We start from the raw sequence: 16,166 nt of genomic DNA on the forward strand, positions 1-16,166 counted from the left end.
ATCCGGAAGTGGACTTGGGTCTGCAACAATTACATGATGGGACAGTGCGAAACCGGGCATAGTGAAATAAGCCGTAGCGGATCGCAATCGATGTCCTTAACGTAAATAGCAGCAGCTCAAAAAAGCCCACACTTGGTGGAAAATCAGCTTTTGTTGAACGTGCTTACCATATACGTGGAATCATCGGCTGCCATCCTCCTCAAATTTTTATAGCTGGAGCTTAACATTGAAGTTCTCCAGATGTCAATAATATCGGAGCATTCCGCATCTTCAGCCTAGTATGCTATATTGGGAATAATGAAGCGGATACAGGGGGCTGGAGGATGTTCTTTTTCATAGTAATGCTTATATGTTTCGGTGTGTTCGTAGCGCTTGCCTATATATTCAATGCGAAGCATAAGATCGTGATGCCGCTTATCAGCGCGGTGGCGGTCAGTATGCTGGTGCAAGTGCTGGAGCAATTCTATATGAGCAGCATTATTGTCGTGGCGTTCATTCTGTATTTCATTATAAGCAGCATCAGGACCTTCAAGCATGAACAGTTCCAGTTGATGGTGGCGATTCTTTTCAGCACGTCCGTTGTTACTCTCATCATAACCTCAACCTACTTCAAGCAGCCTGTGGTTCCCTCCGAAGCGGAGATGGTCAGGGTGATGTTCATCTATTACCCGCTGCTGATTCTATTTATCTCCTGCTATACCTACATGCTGCTTAGCGTATTCAATTTCAAGCTGCTTCAGTCCGGGAACCCGCTTGGGTATGTGATGGGTAAGGTGCGGGGCTTCAGGCGTATGATCCGTCTGCTCTGGATCGCTTCACGCAAAGGGCTGAACCATCTGCTCCAGCAGGATCATGCGAAGCTGCCGCAGGTGATTGCTGCCATTCTGGATAACATGGGCGGAGTCTTCGTGAAGTTCGGGCAGGTCTTATCGACCAAGAAGGATCTGCTGCCTGCGCAATACATCGAAGCGTTCTCCAGCCTGCATGACCAGGTTAAGCCGCTCAGCCGGAAGGAGCTGAAGGAGATCATCGACAGCAGAATCGGCGATCTGGAGGAGACGTATGAAGACTTCGGAATGGAGCCCATTGCAGCCGCTTCGATCGGTCAGGTGCATCTGGCACGGCTGAAGTCCACGGGAGAGAAGGTAGTTGTCAAAATCCTGCGGCCGGATGTGAAGCAGAAGATGAGCGTAGATCTGGATCTGTTAATCCAATTCGTGACCCGGCTCTCCGAACGCTCCTCCAAAATCCAAAGACTCGGCTTAATCCAGCTCGCCCAAGGCTTCAAAACGAATCTGATTGAAGAGACGGACTTCGACATCGAAGCGCTGAATACCAACCTGCTGCGCCAAGCATTCCAGGAACACGATATTCCGATACAAGTGCCGAAGATCTACGCCGAGTACTCGACCAAGCAGATTCTGACCATGGAATATATTGAAGGGCACCGGTTCACCCGAAAGGTGAGCAGCGATGTGTCCGAAATGATCATGCACGCATTCCTGCAGCAGATTCTGATGATCGGCATCTTCCACGCCGACCCGCATCCCGGCAATCTGATGCTGACCCAAGACGGGAAGGTCGCGCTGATTGACTTCGGCTCCGTGGGTTATCTGACAGAGGAAGAGCGGGCCGGGATGTTGAACTTCCTGATGGGCTACAGCCGGAAGGATACGAAGCAGATGGCCCAGGGTCTGGCCGGAGTCTGTGAAGAAGGGGAGCTGTTGGATGTGCGAATGATTGAGCGGCGCCTCGGCAGACTTTTGTCCGAAGCCTCTTTCTCGCCTGATCCTACCAGTGTCATGATGAGACGGCTGATGTCGATGATTACCGAGCTGGGAATGTCTTTGAAGCCGACGGTGGCCGGTGCCTTCCGGGCGATTATTACCCTGGACGGGACCTTGTCCTCTGTAGATGAGTCGTACTCTCTATCCGCAGCAAGCCAGTCCTTCGCAGAGCAGATGGATCAGGGGCAGATCGTCAAGGAGCAGCTAAGCAAGGTGAAGGGGCGGCTGGAGGACTATATCCCCAAGCTGCTGGAGCTTCCGCTGCTGAAGGACAATCGGATCACCCTTGCGCGTGAGGACAATCATAGTCTGACGGATTTCGTGGGGACGCTGACGGTCGGGATGTTCACGGTAATCTGTATGGTGATCATGCTGGCCAGCTTCTGGGTGCAGGGGGAGATCATGCGGTTCGTCCTGGCTCCCTTATCGATGTCAGGCTTCGGCACGGGGATGATTATTCTGATGATGTCCGTGATTAAGCAGTTGAAACCCAAGGGCTAGAGGAGGACAGAAGAGATTATGGCAGGTATGGTTAGGCAGAATTTAATAGCAGTGAATACACACACGGCCTCAGAGACTCCTCTGGGGTTTATTGTCTGTAGAGGGGGCCTTGGCTGGCGGCTACAAATCCCAAGGAGTTATGATATAATTTAGCTTTATTACGGCCGGATAAGGATTATCCTGGCACGCATAGAGAGGTACTTCATATGATAAATAATTTCTGGCGTGAATTGCCACGCCCTTTTTTTATACTGGCTCCGATGGAGGATGTGACGGATGTAGTGTTTCGTCATGTGGTGAGTGCGGCGGGCCGGCCGGATGTGTTTTTTACGGAGTTCGTCAATACAGAGAGCTATGCTCACCCGGAGGGGAAGCAGGCGGTGCGGGGGCGATTAACCTTCACCGAGGATGAACAGCCGATGGTTGCGCACATCTGGGGGGACAAGCCGGAGTATTTCCGGAAGATGAGCATCAGCATGGCTGAAGAGGGCTTCAAGGGCATCGATCTGAACATGGGTTGTCCTGTAGCGAATGTAGCCGAGAATGGGAAGGGCAGCGGCCTAATCTGCCGGCCGGACACTGCTGCGGAGATTATCCAGGCGGCGAAGGCCGGGGGATTGCCCGTCAGCGTCAAGACCCGGCTTGGATTCAGCAGCGTGGACGAATGGCGGGGCTGGTTGACTCATATTTTGCAGCAGGACATTGTGAATCTGTCCATCCATCTGCGTACGCGGGAGGAGATGAGCAAGGTCCCGGCCCACTGGGAGCTGATTCCTGAGATTAAAAAGCTGCGGGATGAGATCGCGCCGGACACCCTGCTGACGATTAACGGGGACATAGCGGACCGGGAGACGGGCCTGAAGCTGGCCGCAGAGTATGGGGTGGACGGGATTATGATCGGGCGCGGGATTTTTCATAATCCGTTTGCGTTCGAACATGAGCCAAGGGAGCATAGCAGCAAGGAGCTTCTGGATCTGCTTAGGTTGCACCTGGATCTGCACGATCACTATTCGGCGCTGGAACCCCGTTCCTTCAAGCCGCTGCCCCGCTTCTTCAAAATCTACGTCCGCGGCTTCCGCGGCGCCAGTGAACTCAGAAATAATCTAATGAACACCAAGTCCACCCGTGAGGTGCGTGCACTGCTGGATGAATTCGCAGGCAAGGAGCAAGACGGGGCGGAGGATCTTGGGGACTCGAGGGAGGGCGTATGAGAAACTTTATTATTTTCGGAGCAAGCAAAGGCTTGGGAGAGGCCTTCGTCAAGGCGCTGCCGGTGGCAGGCGATCAGGTCTGGGTGGTCTCCAGAACGTATCCGGACAGCATGAAGCTGGAGGATGGGGTTCAGCGGACCTGGATTGAGGCTGACTTGGCGAAGCCGGATGCTGCGGGGCGGATTGCAGAATCATTGAACGGCGTTACCCTGGACGTATTCATCTATAATGTTGGCGTATGGGAGAGCAAGGGGTTCAGCGATGACTATGATTTTGAGCAGGATGATCCGGGTGAGATTGCCAGCATTATTAACATCAATGTGACTTCGGCGATTACGTGCATCCAGAAGCTTTTGCCCAATCTTATAAAGTCAGAGAACGCCAAAATCTTCTTGATTGGTTCTACGGCAGGTCTTGACCATAATGATTACACCCAGGTATCGTTCGCCGCTTCCAAGTTCGGTCTGCGCGGGATTGCCAATGCGGTGAGGGAGCATGTGAAGAAATACGGCATCGGTGTGACTATCATTAATCCCGGGGAGATTGCTACCCAGATTCCGCTGGAGGCCGGGGTGGAGCCCGTCTTGTCCGCCTATAACGGTGCGCAGATTCCGCTTCAGGATATCGTATCCCTGGTGCAATGCGTCATGAACCTGTCCAAGGCTTCCTGTGTGAAGGAAATCAATATTCCGGCGATGCTGGACTCGAATGCGTAGGGATGAAGGATGTTGCGCGGTTAGAAGAGCTTCGGGGGCATTACGCAGTGGCTCAGACAAACGGCAGGTAAGGGGGAGGAGCATGAGCTATAAAAGCTTAATGTGCGGGTTGCTGGTCTTGTGTATATCCCTATTAGCAGCATGCAGTTCTGGTTCTTCAATAAGCGATTCCGAGAAGCGGAAGATGGTGGAGCAGGTGAGGATCGTTGAACAGAGTGAGTATAATCTCCTTAACCTTCATAAATCATATAGACAATATCATAAAGCTGTAAATGAACTGGTAAGTGAAGAATATTGGGCATCGATCAGCGGCGAGATTGTATTCGGATATGATGCTGCCACATACACCCGGGATGATCTGGCGAATATGCCGCAAGAGGAGTACGACATACTCAAAGAGCGTATGCTTCACATCCTTCGTGGAGCGGAAATGGATAAGCTTATTGCAACGGTTCGCATATCGGATGTGTATGCAGGGAGTAACTCCAATCAAGCCAACATATACACGTTCGAACATAAAGAATTGAAGGATCAGCCGTTCACCGCAACTGCTAAGAAATATACCTTGGAGAAACGTAGCGGAGAATGGCTTATTACCAAAGTAGAGCAAGATAAATTCACTTATGGAAGCGGGCAGACCGCAGAGTTAAGAGAAGATGGGATCAAGGGTCTCAATTATCAAGCCCATGATGGCAAGGATATCGGTTATCCGACAGTGATCGTGTTGCCTGGAACCTCAGATTCATCCTAATAAGTCCAACCCGAAGAAAGCACTCGTTTTGGGTGCTTTTTGGGGCCGTCACTCTTTCATCAGTCGTACGGCTTGCCTTAGGGTTGCGGAGAATCAGACTTAATAGAATGCCAGCAGCCGCGATCCGCGCGGTCAAGGGGAGAGAGGTTTTAGTGTGGAGCATCTGTCACAGTATACTTACGTTCAATCGATCGCAAAAGCTACTATAAGTCAATTACAGGGGATAATTAAAGAAGGCATCACAGAAAAGGAAATCGTCTATAGAGCCGAAGAGATTATGAGAGAAAAGGGGATTCATAGTTTTTGGTATCACGGTGTAGGGGCATTTGTTCACGTTGGAAAGAGAACAATTAGGTCCGAGTCGGGTAAGGAGTATAAGCCTTCGGATACATTGGTCCGCAGAAATGATATCGTGACCATAGATCTTAGTCCAGAGATTAACGCCTATTGGGGAGACTATGCACGAACACTAATAGTGATTGATGGAAAAGTAATTGCCGAAGACGCACTTGCACACCCCGATAATGAATCTGCACTAGAATTTTCACATGGAATTAACGCCGAAAAGGAGCTCCATAACAAATTTATTGATTATGTAAGACCGGGCATGACTTTTGAACAAGTCTACTTATATATGAACGAGGTTATCCAACAACTTGGTTACATTAATCTTGATTTTTTCGGAAATTTGGGGCATACCATCGAATTCGATAAAGATCACAGAAAATACTTTGAGTCCGGGAATAAGATGAAGCTTAGTGAAGAATCACTATTTACATTTGAGCCGCATATTAAGCACAGAAATGGATTGTACGGTTTTAAACGGGAGAATATTTATTATTTTCGTGATGGAGAATTACTTATTTTATAAGAACGTACGGATATATGCATAAGAGGATACGTACACAATGTCCAAGGCTTCCTGTGTGAAGGAAATCAATATTCCGGCGATGCTGGACTCGAATGCGTAGGGATGAAGGAGTAATGGAGGTGAGCCTTATGAAACTGAAATTTATAATACCGTTTCTTGTTTTCATCATGGCCTCAGTGGGCTGTATTTCAGTCTCCAGTGTGAGTGCAGCGACACCAACCACGTATGGCTCTGTTATTTTAGACGGGAAGCCCCTTGGCTTCGATGCTAAGCCCATCATCATAAATGGGAACACGATGGTGCCTTTTCGTAAAATATTTGAAGCATTAAATATGAATGTCCAATGGGATTCCAAAACCGGAAATGTTACGGCCCAAACCACAGGGATAACGATTAAAATGACAGTGGATAGCCTTAAGGCCAATGTCAATGGCAAAGAATTTACTTTAACTCAAACGCCATTTAATACACCTGAAGACACGGTTTATGTGAACCTCCGTTTTATTAGCCAAGCCATAGGGGCGACTATAAGCTGGGATAATGTGAAGAAGATTGCAACCATAAATACTAAATAAACTTCGTATAATCGTACAGAAAGAATATAATCTTGTGTGATAGTAAATAGGCCGTTTCCTTCACCGGGGCGGTCTATTTATGTTCCTGAGTTCCGACAACTTATGCTACATTGTTATATACCCCCAGTTCGTAATACTTCCGCCATGTACCTGGGACCCGATATAAGCGAATATAGACACAGAAGCGTCGGGTGATCCCGAACATAGGAGGTTGAAAAGATATGGCTTATCAGAATATTGACGGTGTGCGCGTGTGGGGGAAGCCGGATGAAGGAGCCCTGATGCAGGCCCGGATGTGTGAGGAGAATGGAAATGTGGTGCAGACCCTGCTCATGGCAGATCATCATAAAGGCTACAGCCAGCCAATCGGCGGCGTGGTCGTATACGATGGACAGATTTCCCCGTCTGGCGTAGGCTACGATATCGGATGCGGGAATAAGGCGGTGCGGACCGGCTTGAAGATAGAGGAGCTGCGGCCGCGGCTCTCAGGGATTATGGATGAGATTGCCCGCAGAATCTCCTTCGGCATAGGCCGGGTTAATAACGAGCGTGTGGAACACGAGCTGTTCGACGACCCGGATTGGGCGGTGTTCAAGGCAGTGGGCAGCGGAGTACATGATAAGCTGAAGGCCCTGGCGCAGAATCAGCTCGGTACAGTCGGCAGCGGCAACCACTTCGTAGATATACTTGAAGAAGACGCAACGGGCCGGGTATGGATTGCCAATCATTTCGGCAGCAGAGGATTCGGGCATAAGACAGCGAGCGGGTTCCTTAACCTGGCAGCAGGCAGAGATTTTCTGGCGAATGCCCCCGGGGAAAAGATGGATCAGCCACCTGTATTGCTCGACCTGAACAGTGAGCTGGGCGATATGTATTACAGAGCCATGAAGCTGGCCGGGCGCTATGCTTATGCGGGAAGAGACTATGTCATCCAGCAGGTCTTGGCGATTCTGGGAACGGAAGCGGATCTCGCGGTGCACAACCATCATAACTATGCCTGGAAAGAGACGCATGACGGCAAGGAAGTCATCGTCGTCCGCAAAGGGGCCACTCCGTCCGCACCCGGCCAGATGGGCTTCATCGGGGGCAGCATGGGAGACATCTCCGTAATCGTCCGGGGTAAGGACAGCGAGGAGAACCGGGATGCTTATTACAGCACCGTTCATGGAGCGGGCCGAATCATGAGCCGGACCCAGGCTGCGGGCCGTATGAACTATAAAACCCGTACCCGCAGCGGCGGTCAAATTACGACAGCGCAAATGCTGGAGGCGGTCCGGCAGTTCGGCGTAGTGCTACGCGGCGCGGGGACGGACGAGAGTCCTTTTGTCTACCGGAAGTTGCAAGAGGTGTTGAACGCGCACGCTGGGACTGTTGAGGTTATGCATGTGCTAAAGCCAGTGGGCGTATGTATGGCGGGCGCGGATGAGTTCGATCCGTATAAGGATTGAGGGGGGGATTCAAGTGCGTCATGATAAGGAAGAAGGACATCTTATCATCAACCCTAAGTCGGTTACACTGGATGAAATCCTATCTTGTATCACCCCAGATAATATCCCTCACGAAGTCTCCACAGGCGGGCAACAAGGACGGGAAGTATGGTAACATAGAACTTCAAGAAGAGGCCGACAGGCCTTTTCCCATTTTCAATAGGGAGGGATTACATGTCCTGGAGCAAACTGAAGCAACAACTGGAGGGCTTCCTCAGTCCATCCTTAGAAGGACGGGTAGAGTACCGGGCGCCCGCTTACCGCTATTCGCCGGATAAATCAGGCACCTGTTATATTACGGTGGACAAGAAGAACATTCTCAGCATGACCGATAAGTCTAGCCCCATCCGCTGGTATTCGTCCGAGCTGGAGGTCAAGAATGACCCGGAGCTGCATATCTCCGTCACCCATGAAGACATTGAAGCAGTCAGACTGACGGCCAAGGGGCCCATCCCTGAGGACCGCCTAATCATCATGGCCCGAAGCCGCTTAACCACCGAACACGCCAAGGCATTAATGTTGGCCCAGAGTGCCCTGACGAAATCAAATTTCATTGTGGTGGCGAATAAGTTCCTGGTTACTCCTATCGAGGAGAGCCTTGAGAGCAGTGATATGGTACTGAATATTCTGGCTCTGATGGACCGGAGAGTCGGGCGGAAGCGGATCGAGGGGATGGCCGGGAAGATGCAGCGGAAGCATCCGGCGGTGGAGTATTTCTATGATCTGCGGCGCGGGGCATTATGACTGTTACAGCTGCTCCCGTTGGAGCGATTCGCTACGCTTAGCGTTTCCCCGCAACCAGCATATATCCGGCCCCCCGGACTGTAATGATCCGCTCGGGATGGATAGGGTCTTCCTCGATTTTTTTGCGCAGATTACTGATGTGGACCGCCACCGTCCGCGTATCCTCCAGACTCTTCATCCCCCAGATGAGGTGAAACAGCGTATCGACAGAGACCACTTGATTCACGTTCTGTGCCATGTAGGAGAGCAGGCTGAATTCTTTTTTCGACAGAAAAATCGTTCTGCTGCCCATATGGACCGACTGTGCATAGAAATCCAGCGTCAGTCCCGGCAGCTCCAGCAGCTGTTCCCTTCTGCCTGTGGATACCCTGCGGAGGTGAGCCTTGATCTTGGCCATGAGTACGCCCGGACTGAACGGCTTGGTCACATAATCATCCCCGCCATACGATAAGGCGCTGATCTTCACCTCATCCTCCTCCTGACTGCTTAGGAACACAATCGGGGCATTCGTGTAATTGCGTGCGTTCTTGCACCAGTCAATGCCGTTCTCATTCGCCAGCAGCACATCCAGCACAATCAGGTCCGGGTTAAATGACCCAAGCTGCATCATAGCATCGGCTCCGCTGTGGCAATACGAGGACTCGAAGCCTTCCCGCTGGCAGTATAGCTGAACAATCTCACAGATATGGGGATCGTCGTCGACGATCATAATTCGGTATGTGTCCATTCTATTGTCACTCTCCTGCTTCCTGAATCAATGGCAATATGACCTGGAAAATCGACCCCGTCTTCCCGTCGCTCTCCGCCCGGACACTCCCGCCATGCGCTTGTACAATTTCCCTGCATATCGCCAGCCCGAGCCCGCTACCTTCTACGCCCATGTCCAGCCCCGGCCGGTCCACCCGGTAATTGCGGTCGAAGATCTGCTCCAACTGCTCTGGAGGAATACCCATGCCGGAGTCTTGTACGCTGATGACCACACACCGCGTATCGTTCACTTCGTCCACATCTAAAACAAGACGCACCAACCCGCCGCCAGGAGTGAACTTCATCGCATTTGACACCAGATTGAATAGTGCCTGTTCTAAGCGTTGCGTATCGATCCTGGCAACGGGCAGGTCAGAGCTTGGGTCTGCTGTATCCCCGATGTCCAGATCAAAATCCAGCCCCGCGTCCCGCACTACCAGCTCATATTGTTCATAGAAGCCGCGCAGGAACTGAGTCACCTGAACAGGCTCCATCCGGTACTCCACTTGCCCTGTCTCCAGATGGGACAAGAAGCTCAGCTCCCCGATCATGCGGTTGATCCTTATCGTGTTATCGCGGATATACTGCAGATACTGTTCATTGCTCTCCGGCTTGACCCTATCCATCACTGCCTCGACATAACCCAGCATACTGGACAGCGGCATGCGCAGATCATGCGTAATGTAGGCCAGCAGCTTCTTCCTGCCTTCCTCGGAGTGCAGTAACCGCTCATACGATAGGCGGAGATCCTCGTGGGCTGCGGATAAGGCATGGGTGCGCTCCAGCACGATCTGCTCCAGATTGGCATTCATCCCGGTCAGCTTGAGATTGGCTTCCTGCAGCTCCCGCGCAATCCGTTCTTCATTCGTTGCCGCCCGCGTGAATCTTGAAGAGAGCAGCAGCATCTGGGCGACCGTGAAGATGAGCAGCCCGAACGGCGAGCTGTTCCCGATGGGCGACCATTCGTTGTAATACAGGAAATCGTTGATCACCGTAGCGAGAGCCACCACCGACACCAGCATGAAGATCAGCGCTCCCTCCATCCGCCGCACCGCCGCATGAGCCAGCCCCACCATCAGATACACCATATGGAGAACCACGACCACACCTATCAGCAGCAGCATCCGGGAATAGACGAGGGCAGGGGTCACCACAACCACCAGACAGAGTGCGCCGGTGACGATCCGGGAGCCATAGCGGAACCAACGCGACACGTAATCCGGGAAAATGCACTCAAAATACATCGTGATTATCCACCCGCCAAGGCATAGAATCAGATACTCAAGCTTGAACTGCAATTCCCACGGAAAATGAGGCAGCCACTGGGTAAGCATAAGCTCGCCGTTCAGCAGGGAGCGGATCGCGAACATCACAGTGAACAGACCGAAGTATAGCGGTGCCCGGTCCTTACGCCGCAGCATGAACAGCAGCAGATGATACACGCCGATCACCAGCAGGCTGGCAGTGATGAACATATCCGCAGAAATCCTCAGATGGGTCCGGACCGTTAACACATTACTGCCACCCATTTCAATATTCTTAGTGATGCCGCCCCGCTTATGATGGAAGTTCGCTACCTGCATCACCAGCTCCACCGTGTCGCCTTCAGGCTGGAAGAACACCAGCTTCGTCGCCAGACGCGGCGTCATGCCCTCTTTGTCCTGATCCACCACACCGACTTCAGCTAGCAGCTCTCCATTCACCCACAATTTATACGCATGAAAAATAGTAGGCAGCCTCAGAGCCAGCCGCTCCTTGCTATCCTGCTCACTAAGCCGGATCACCAGCCGGAAGGTGGCATAACCTTCTCCCTTCAGCGTTTGCCCATCCAGCGGGTAGCCCAGCCAGGAGCTGGGAATGTTGATATACCGGTTCCGCTCAGCTGATTCCCCGCCTGCCATCCGGCTTCGTATATCCCCGGGTGAGAGCAGCTCGTGCCAATAGAAGGCCCATTCTCCCTGTAACTTCAGCGGATTCGTACGGATAGAGGTATGTGTTAGATCCAGAAGGCCTTCCTTGCTTCGGGGCTTGGAGGCACCCGGCGTTGCAGACAGGATGGCATAGCTTGCGATCAGCCCGATAACCACGACCACAGCGATATGTAACCAGATATTACGAGAACCGGACCTTAGTATACCCCTCATGATGAAGCCGACCCCAATCTACAAGATTCGTCATTCTTAAGCTCATTGCCTTAATGATAGCATCATTGCCGAAAATTGTGTGAAATTGCACTATTTAAGTTCTCTTTTCTTTCATTAAGAGGCTAAATTCCCGTGTAGAATGCTAGATAAGGAAAAGGATATGTCGAAAATTGTAAGTTTCTCGAGGTGATTAAGTGAGGAGTTATCCATCGTGCAGGGGTGCAAGGGGAGCTTTTCCGTGATGCCATTCTGATGAATAATTAAAAGGAACAAGGGCTTCTCAGTGATCAATCACTGTGAAGCCCCTTGTTCCATTTGCGCTTGAAATCTTCTAATATATTGGAGATTCTTAGAACCATGTTGATATCTTTATCTGCTTCTGTAGGGTTGTCTGGTAGATACAAGCCCCACTCCAAATGCTTACCCTCCGACAGAACAAATCCGGATACGTTAGCGCCGAAGCCGTCTATTCTTGCTGCATCAAGGGTTAAACGGTCATCCAGAAATACCTTCGCTAGCAAATTCTCCGTCCCCATGAAAAATACCGGATACGTTAGGTTGCTAAAGAAATCTCTATATTCTTGCTTGGCTGCTTCAGCCAGATAATCCTTAGTAATAATTAATCCGTCATAATGAATAGTAGGGTCTTCGACAATATCCTTGAGGTTCTTAGAGATGTAGTTAACATTTCTGACGGAATCAAAAGGGACTTTACCCACAATTGCAATCTCTAAGAGGGAAGAAGGCGGGTGATAAATTTCTGCTTGAGGGAGAGGATCATTTACAACATTAATGTCACAGCCCACAAACAAGAAAGCGAATATTGAAAGAAGTAACATTATTTTGATTTTCATAAAAGAGCATCCTCGTTTCTTTTGGATAAGGAATATCTAACTTTTAATATATGGTAATAAAATCCTTTCGACAAGCTATATAAAAACTACATGATTTATGGAATGAATTAGAAATTCGGTAATAAAATATAGTACCCTGATGAATAGCCCCCTGGAGGGCTCTTTTTAGTGTTATGTTTTGGGGCTTTGTGGGGTTATTTTATGAGGGGAAATGATCTAAGGAGGCTTGGCTATTGTATAAGAAAGTATCAGTCAGAGCTGTATCCCTAATGTCCGCGTTCGTATTACTGCTCTCCGTGTTCTTCACCGCCTTACCGAATGCAGATGCAGCCGCGAGAGGAGCGTGGTCGCCGAACACGGCCTATGCGGTGAATGACACCGTAACCTATGGCGGAGGTACATATACCTGTCTTCAGGCGCATACGTCCCTGACTGGCTGGGAGCCGCCGAATGTTCCTGCACTGTGGAAGAGCGGGAACAGCACAACACCGACACCGACACCCACGCCCAGCACACCCCCAGCCACGAACGGAGCCATCTTCTATGCAGATAGGGACTATGGCGGCAAGGCCGTCACCCTGGGAACAGGCAATTATGTGCTGTCCCAGCTGAACAATGCGGGAATTCCGAATGACTGGATGTCCTCGCTCAAGGTACCGAACGGCTGGACGGTGGAGGTGTATGCGGACGATAATTTCGGCGGCACGAAGTGGACCTATACAGCAAGCTCCTCCTGGGTCGGCGAGAGTGTGAATGACAAGATGTCTTCGGTCAAAATCTACACCGGTTCACCGCCCGCAACCGGCGTCACCCGCCCCTCCGAGGTGCCCAGCCAGATCTGGACGTATGCCATGAATGTGGATAATAAATTCGGAAAAGGCGGAGATTTCGCACTACTACTGAGCGCGGTGATCAAGAAGGAAAGCAGCTTCGGAGCAGGTCTGCCGGGCAGTCCATCCGCCGGTGACGGCTTGATGCAGGTCGAGCCGAATACACGTGCCGCGTATGCCTCCCAATTCAGCGCCAAATTCGGCCGCACGTATAATCACAGCAGCGAACAGGATCAGGTAGCCTTAGGCGGACTGATTCTCGATGAGAAGATCGCAAGATTCGGCAATATCTACAACGGACTCTTACATTACAACGGGGGCGACAACTGGTATCCAGGCGCCACCGATTCCTACGGCCGCCCGATCCTGGCGGATCAGTATGCGAATGCCGTGTACGGGACGTATAAGGGGTATGGGGGGAAGAACTAAGGGAGCACCTTTCTTTCCATAAAAGAAAAAGACGCTCGGGAATTACCCCGCAGCGTCTTTTTTTCGAGTTAGTATTTAATAATATACCATCCGCTGAATGTAGAATAATTGAGACCATTACCATAATTGCGATCAGCGGTCTGCGGGTTGCGAACGGAGTTGCCGCTTGCATCTCTGAAATCAATGGCGGTCAGGCCGCGTTTATGTGACCAGCCTCCGTCAGCATCTTGTCTATACCAGTGATAATCATAATTGGGAGCAATGACTAATGCCACTTTGTATTCCCTATAACCTGGAACCTCGCTATAAGAAGAACTACGAAGAGATTTACTCATGTATGGCATGTCAGCTTTTGCTGCAGTAATGATACTGTTTGTTGTTAAACTTGAAAAAATACTTCCTGCCTTTTCACCTGGTTGTAACTTGTGGCCTGAATAGGTAGAGGTATTTAACATATAAGCGTAGCAATTCGCTTTATCTGTCAATGGTGCCCAAACACTGGTACTATAAGGATGTTCGTATCCTCCAGTTACCATGGTTTCAAGTCGTTGGACTTCTGCAGATTTATTGGAATCCGGCTTAGGTTCAGAAGAACTTTGAGGGTACTGTGTTTCATTAATTGGTATTTCACTGGCTGGTAAGGCTGTTTTACTGAATGTGGAGGTATATCCAGCAGGTCTGTAATTTACTTGCAATTGTACTTCCTCAGGTAAGCTATTAAACCATTCTAACCATTCTTTTGGATCCGGATTAAAAGAAGCTAAAGGGTCAACAGATGATTCCAGTTGATTTATTGAAACATTTTGTGAATTGATTTCGTTAGTATTTGTGCTTGCTAATACTGGGGTAGTAAGCAGAAATACCATTACAACAGCTGTGAGCAAGGAAAGTAGTTTTTTCATTCAGAAACCTCCTGATATTTTAACACACTTGACTTGCAGTTGTTTACCACGCCTCCTTTGTTCTATTATTAGTGTGTTTTACATAAATATGGTATAATAATTTCCAGTATATATCCAGTAAAAATATGGAAGAAAGAAGGGGCTATATGACATTATCCAAATGCTTTAAGCTTTCAATGACATTGTTGTTCGTATTAATGCTCTGTGCAGCCTGTCAAAATAAAGAGAAAGAAGATGAAAGGGAATATATTTCATTGCACGAATTAAAGAGCTTATCTGAAAAGGGAGCCTCACTAAGCTGGGATGATTTCGACAAGTATCCGTTCGAAGATATCGGCTCAGGATTGTATATTAGAAAGTACAAAATCGAAGGGGAACGGCAGTTGCTAGTCAGGGGAAAGAGCCTTGATAACCCGCCTGAGCAAATTTCCATTATTGAAGCAAATGGTACAGAACGGGATTTCACACCAGAGATTGTGAGCGAAATGGAAGATGTGAAGTGAAATTCTATAAGGAGTATAAGAGGTAGAAGGACAAAGACGCTCGGGAATTCCCGCAGCGTCTTTATTTTTACGTTTGTGCCAAGCCCAGGTGAAGGTTCATTCCCAATACGGCACGCCGCTGAAGAGGAACGATTCATTGTTTAAGTAGGCCTTAATCTCTCTACTGGCTAATTTACCGATATGCCCGGGCAGCCATTCCTGCCAGTCCGGCAGGCCCAGCCAGAAATTCATCGTCTCCAGCTGTGCTGCAATGAAGAAGCCCTCTAACCTTTTAATATAGTTATCCGGCAACGGATGGTGCTTGGAATAAGACTGAAGCAACTGTTCTCTGAATGAAGGATGGATGTAGGAGAACGTCCAGCCCAAATCCACTAAGTAATAACCGAACCCGCAAGCACCAAAATCAATGGGCCGTACTTCTTCTCCATCAAACACCAAATTACTTGGAATCAGATCGGCATGAATCATGCCCCAATTGCTGGCTGTCCGCTCCATAGAGTCCATCATGTGAATCACCCGCTCACCGGCATGCAGCAGAAGCTCCGTATCTCCTGCATCAAACAGTCCGGCATTAGCACGTTCCTTCAGCGTATTAAGGGCTTGTAAGATCCGGGAGCCATCAAAGGCCGGGCGTTCAAAAGCATTGGGGATGCTCCAGTTCGAGGCTTGCTTATGTAACTTGCCGATCAATTCACCTATGGCCCCGGCATCTTCTATAGTAGGAATGAAAGGCTTCTGTTCACCCTCCACCCATCGTAATAAAGTGCAGTGGGTATGGTTCACGTCCGTAATGAATTCTCCGCGAATATTCTTACAAGGTGAAGGCAGGGTCACATCGGTATCCAAGGTTAAGGCTTCCAGCCAGACCATCTCGGATTGAAGCACTTCCCGCTTACTCCAGATTTGCTCAAGGGCATCACCTTTGGAGATATGCAGCCGGAGGCTGTAACTATTGTTGTCCAGATCAGTGACTTTGTAGATCGTATTGCCGCTCTGTGCAATGAAATCAACCGATTTGCAGCCTATAGAGTACTGCTCCAGTGCTTCCATTGCGGTATTTAAGTGTGCATCCAATCGCAGCTCGCTCCCTTATTTATCAAAGTATAATAGGTAC

General features: G+C 49.9%; 15 protein-coding genes. 10 read left to right on the plus strand and 5 right to left on the minus strand.

Annotation, left to right across the window (positions count from 1 at the left end; translation table 11 throughout):
- Nucleotides 1-341: 341 nt before the first annotated feature.
- The 8 genes from NYE26_RS02025 to NYE26_RS02060 all read left to right on the plus strand — a co-directional run bounded on the left by NYE26_RS02025 (nt 342) and on the right by NYE26_RS02060 (nt 8,643).
- Nucleotides 342-2,288 carry an AarF/ABC1/UbiB kinase family protein gene (locus NYE26_RS02025; RefSeq protein ID WP_339253504.1) on the plus strand — a complete coding sequence of 649 codons (1,947 nt, stop codon included), beginning with the start codon at nt 342-344 and terminating at the stop codon, nt 2,286-2,288.
- Nucleotides 2,289-2,494: 206 nt separating this feature from the next.
- Nucleotides 2,495-3,499: a tRNA-dihydrouridine synthase gene (locus NYE26_RS02030; protein WP_339253505.1), complete on the plus strand. Its 1,005-nt coding sequence runs from the start codon at nt 2,495-2,497 to the stop codon at nt 3,497-3,499.
- Nucleotides 3,496-4,215, plus strand: a complete 720-nt coding sequence (locus NYE26_RS02035; RefSeq protein ID WP_339253507.1) for an SDR family NAD(P)-dependent oxidoreductase — start codon at nt 3,496-3,498, stop codon at nt 4,213-4,215. Before NYE26_RS02030 ends, NYE26_RS02035 begins: the two co-directional genes overlap by 4 nt.
- 82 nt (nt 4,216-4,297) lie before the next feature.
- Complete coding sequence (locus NYE26_RS02040) at nt 4,298-4,966, plus strand: hypothetical protein (RefSeq protein ID WP_339253508.1); 669 nt, start codon at nt 4,298-4,300, stop codon at nt 4,964-4,966.
- A 154-nt stretch (nt 4,967-5,120) separates the two neighbouring features.
- Complete coding sequence (locus NYE26_RS02045) at nt 5,121-5,837, plus strand: M24 family metallopeptidase (protein WP_339253509.1); 717 nt, start codon at nt 5,121-5,123, stop codon at nt 5,835-5,837.
- A 128-nt stretch (nt 5,838-5,965) separates the two neighbouring features.
- Nucleotides 5,966-6,412 carry a copper amine oxidase N-terminal domain-containing protein gene (locus NYE26_RS02050; RefSeq protein ID WP_339253510.1) on the plus strand — a complete coding sequence of 149 codons (447 nt, stop codon included), beginning with the start codon at nt 5,966-5,968 and terminating at the stop codon, nt 6,410-6,412.
- A 221-nt stretch (nt 6,413-6,633) separates the two neighbouring features.
- Complete coding sequence (locus NYE26_RS02055; RefSeq protein WP_339253512.1) at nt 6,634-7,860, plus strand: RtcB family protein; 1,227 nt, start codon at nt 6,634-6,636, stop codon at nt 7,858-7,860.
- 213 nt (nt 7,861-8,073) lie between these two features.
- On the plus strand, nt 8,074-8,643 hold the full coding sequence (locus NYE26_RS02060; protein WP_076080296.1) for a hypothetical protein: 570 nt from the start codon (nt 8,074-8,076) through the stop codon (nt 8,641-8,643).
- Between the two features lie 37 nt (nt 8,644-8,680).
- Here NYE26_RS02060 and NYE26_RS02065 read toward each other — a convergent pair whose 3' ends face one another.
- The 3 genes from NYE26_RS02065 to NYE26_RS02075 all read right to left on the minus strand — a co-directional run bounded on the left by NYE26_RS02065 (nt 8,681) and on the right by NYE26_RS02075 (nt 12,388).
- Nucleotides 8,681-9,370 (minus strand): response regulator transcription factor, encoded by a 690-nt coding sequence (locus NYE26_RS02065; RefSeq protein ID WP_076080298.1) that lies wholly within the window; start codon nt 9,368-9,370, stop codon nt 8,681-8,683.
- A 7-nt stretch (nt 9,371-9,377) separates the two neighbouring features.
- The gene (locus tag NYE26_RS02070; protein WP_339253514.1) at nt 9,378-11,534 is read right to left on the minus strand and encodes an ATP-binding protein; all 2,157 of its coding nucleotides are present in this window, start codon (nt 11,532-11,534) and stop codon (nt 9,378-9,380) included.
- Between the two features lie 287 nt (nt 11,535-11,821).
- Nucleotides 11,822-12,388: a hypothetical protein gene (locus tag NYE26_RS02075; RefSeq protein WP_339253516.1), complete on the minus strand. Its 567-nt coding sequence runs from the start codon at nt 12,386-12,388 to the stop codon at nt 11,822-11,824.
- A gap of 233 nt (nt 12,389-12,621) precedes the next feature.
- Here NYE26_RS02075 and NYE26_RS02080 point away from each other — a divergent pair, with 233 nt between their 5' ends.
- Nucleotides 12,622-13,647, plus strand: coding sequence for a carbohydrate-binding protein (locus NYE26_RS02080; RefSeq protein WP_339253518.1), 1,026 nt, complete (start codon nt 12,622-12,624; stop codon nt 13,645-13,647).
- Nucleotides 13,648-13,715: 68 nt separating this feature from the next.
- On the opposite strand, the gene NYE26_RS02085 is transcribed toward NYE26_RS02080, so the two are convergent.
- A complete protein-coding gene (locus NYE26_RS02085; protein WP_339253520.1) occupies nt 13,716-14,549 on the minus strand; it encodes a hypothetical protein in 834 nt (277 codons plus the stop codon).
- 146 nt (nt 14,550-14,695) lie between these two features.
- Between NYE26_RS02085 and NYE26_RS02090 the strand changes: the two genes are divergently transcribed.
- A complete protein-coding gene (locus NYE26_RS02090) occupies nt 14,696-15,052 on the plus strand; it encodes a hypothetical protein (RefSeq protein WP_339253522.1) in 357 nt (118 codons plus the stop codon).
- Nucleotides 15,053-15,148: 96 nt separating this feature from the next.
- On the opposite strand, the gene NYE26_RS02095 is transcribed toward NYE26_RS02090, so the two are convergent.
- Nucleotides 15,149-16,126: a phosphotransferase gene (locus NYE26_RS02095; protein WP_339253523.1), complete on the minus strand. Its 978-nt coding sequence runs from the start codon at nt 16,124-16,126 to the stop codon at nt 15,149-15,151.
- Between the last annotated feature and the right edge of the window lie 40 nt (nt 16,127-16,166).

The organism is Paenibacillus sp. FSL P2-0136, from assembly GCF_037975325.1.
Lineage (GTDB): Bacteria > Bacillota > Bacilli > Paenibacillales > Paenibacillaceae > Paenibacillus_AQ > Paenibacillus_AQ silagei.

Bases quoted from the DNA above. Each gene is read 5' to 3' on its own strand.
- NYE26_RS02065 (WP_076080298.1), bottom strand. From the start codon at position 9,370: ATGGACACATACCGAATTATGATCGTCGACGACGATCCCCATATCTGT.
- NYE26_RS02025 (WP_339253504.1), top strand. From the start codon at position 342: ATGCTTATATGTTTCGGTGTGTTCGTAGCGCTTGCCTATATATTCAAT.
- NYE26_RS02075 (WP_339253516.1), bottom strand. From the start codon at position 12,388: ATGAAAATCAAAATAATGTTACTTCTTTCAATATTCGCTTTCTTGTTT.
- NYE26_RS02055 (WP_339253512.1), top strand. From the start codon at position 6,634: ATGGCTTATCAGAATATTGACGGTGTGCGCGTGTGGGGGAAGCCGGAT.
- NYE26_RS02030 (WP_339253505.1), top strand. From the start codon at position 2,495: ATGATAAATAATTTCTGGCGTGAATTGCCACGCCCTTTTTTTATACTG.
- NYE26_RS02060 (WP_076080296.1), top strand. From the start codon at position 8,074: ATGTCCTGGAGCAAACTGAAGCAACAACTGGAGGGCTTCCTCAGTCCA.
- NYE26_RS02050 (WP_339253510.1), top strand. From the start codon at position 5,966: ATGAAACTGAAATTTATAATACCGTTTCTTGTTTTCATCATGGCCTCA.
- NYE26_RS02040 (WP_339253508.1), top strand. From the start codon at position 4,298: ATGAGCTATAAAAGCTTAATGTGCGGGTTGCTGGTCTTGTGTATATCC.
- NYE26_RS02090 (WP_339253522.1), top strand. From the start codon at position 14,696: ATGACATTATCCAAATGCTTTAAGCTTTCAATGACATTGTTGTTCGTA.
- NYE26_RS02035 (WP_339253507.1), top strand. From the start codon at position 3,496: ATGAGAAACTTTATTATTTTCGGAGCAAGCAAAGGCTTGGGAGAGGCC.
- NYE26_RS02070 (WP_339253514.1), bottom strand. From the start codon at position 11,534: ATGAGGGGTATACTAAGGTCCGGTTCTCGTAATATCTGGTTACATATC.
- NYE26_RS02085 (WP_339253520.1), bottom strand. From the start codon at position 14,549: ATGAAAAAACTACTTTCCTTGCTCACAGCTGTTGTAATGGTATTTCTG.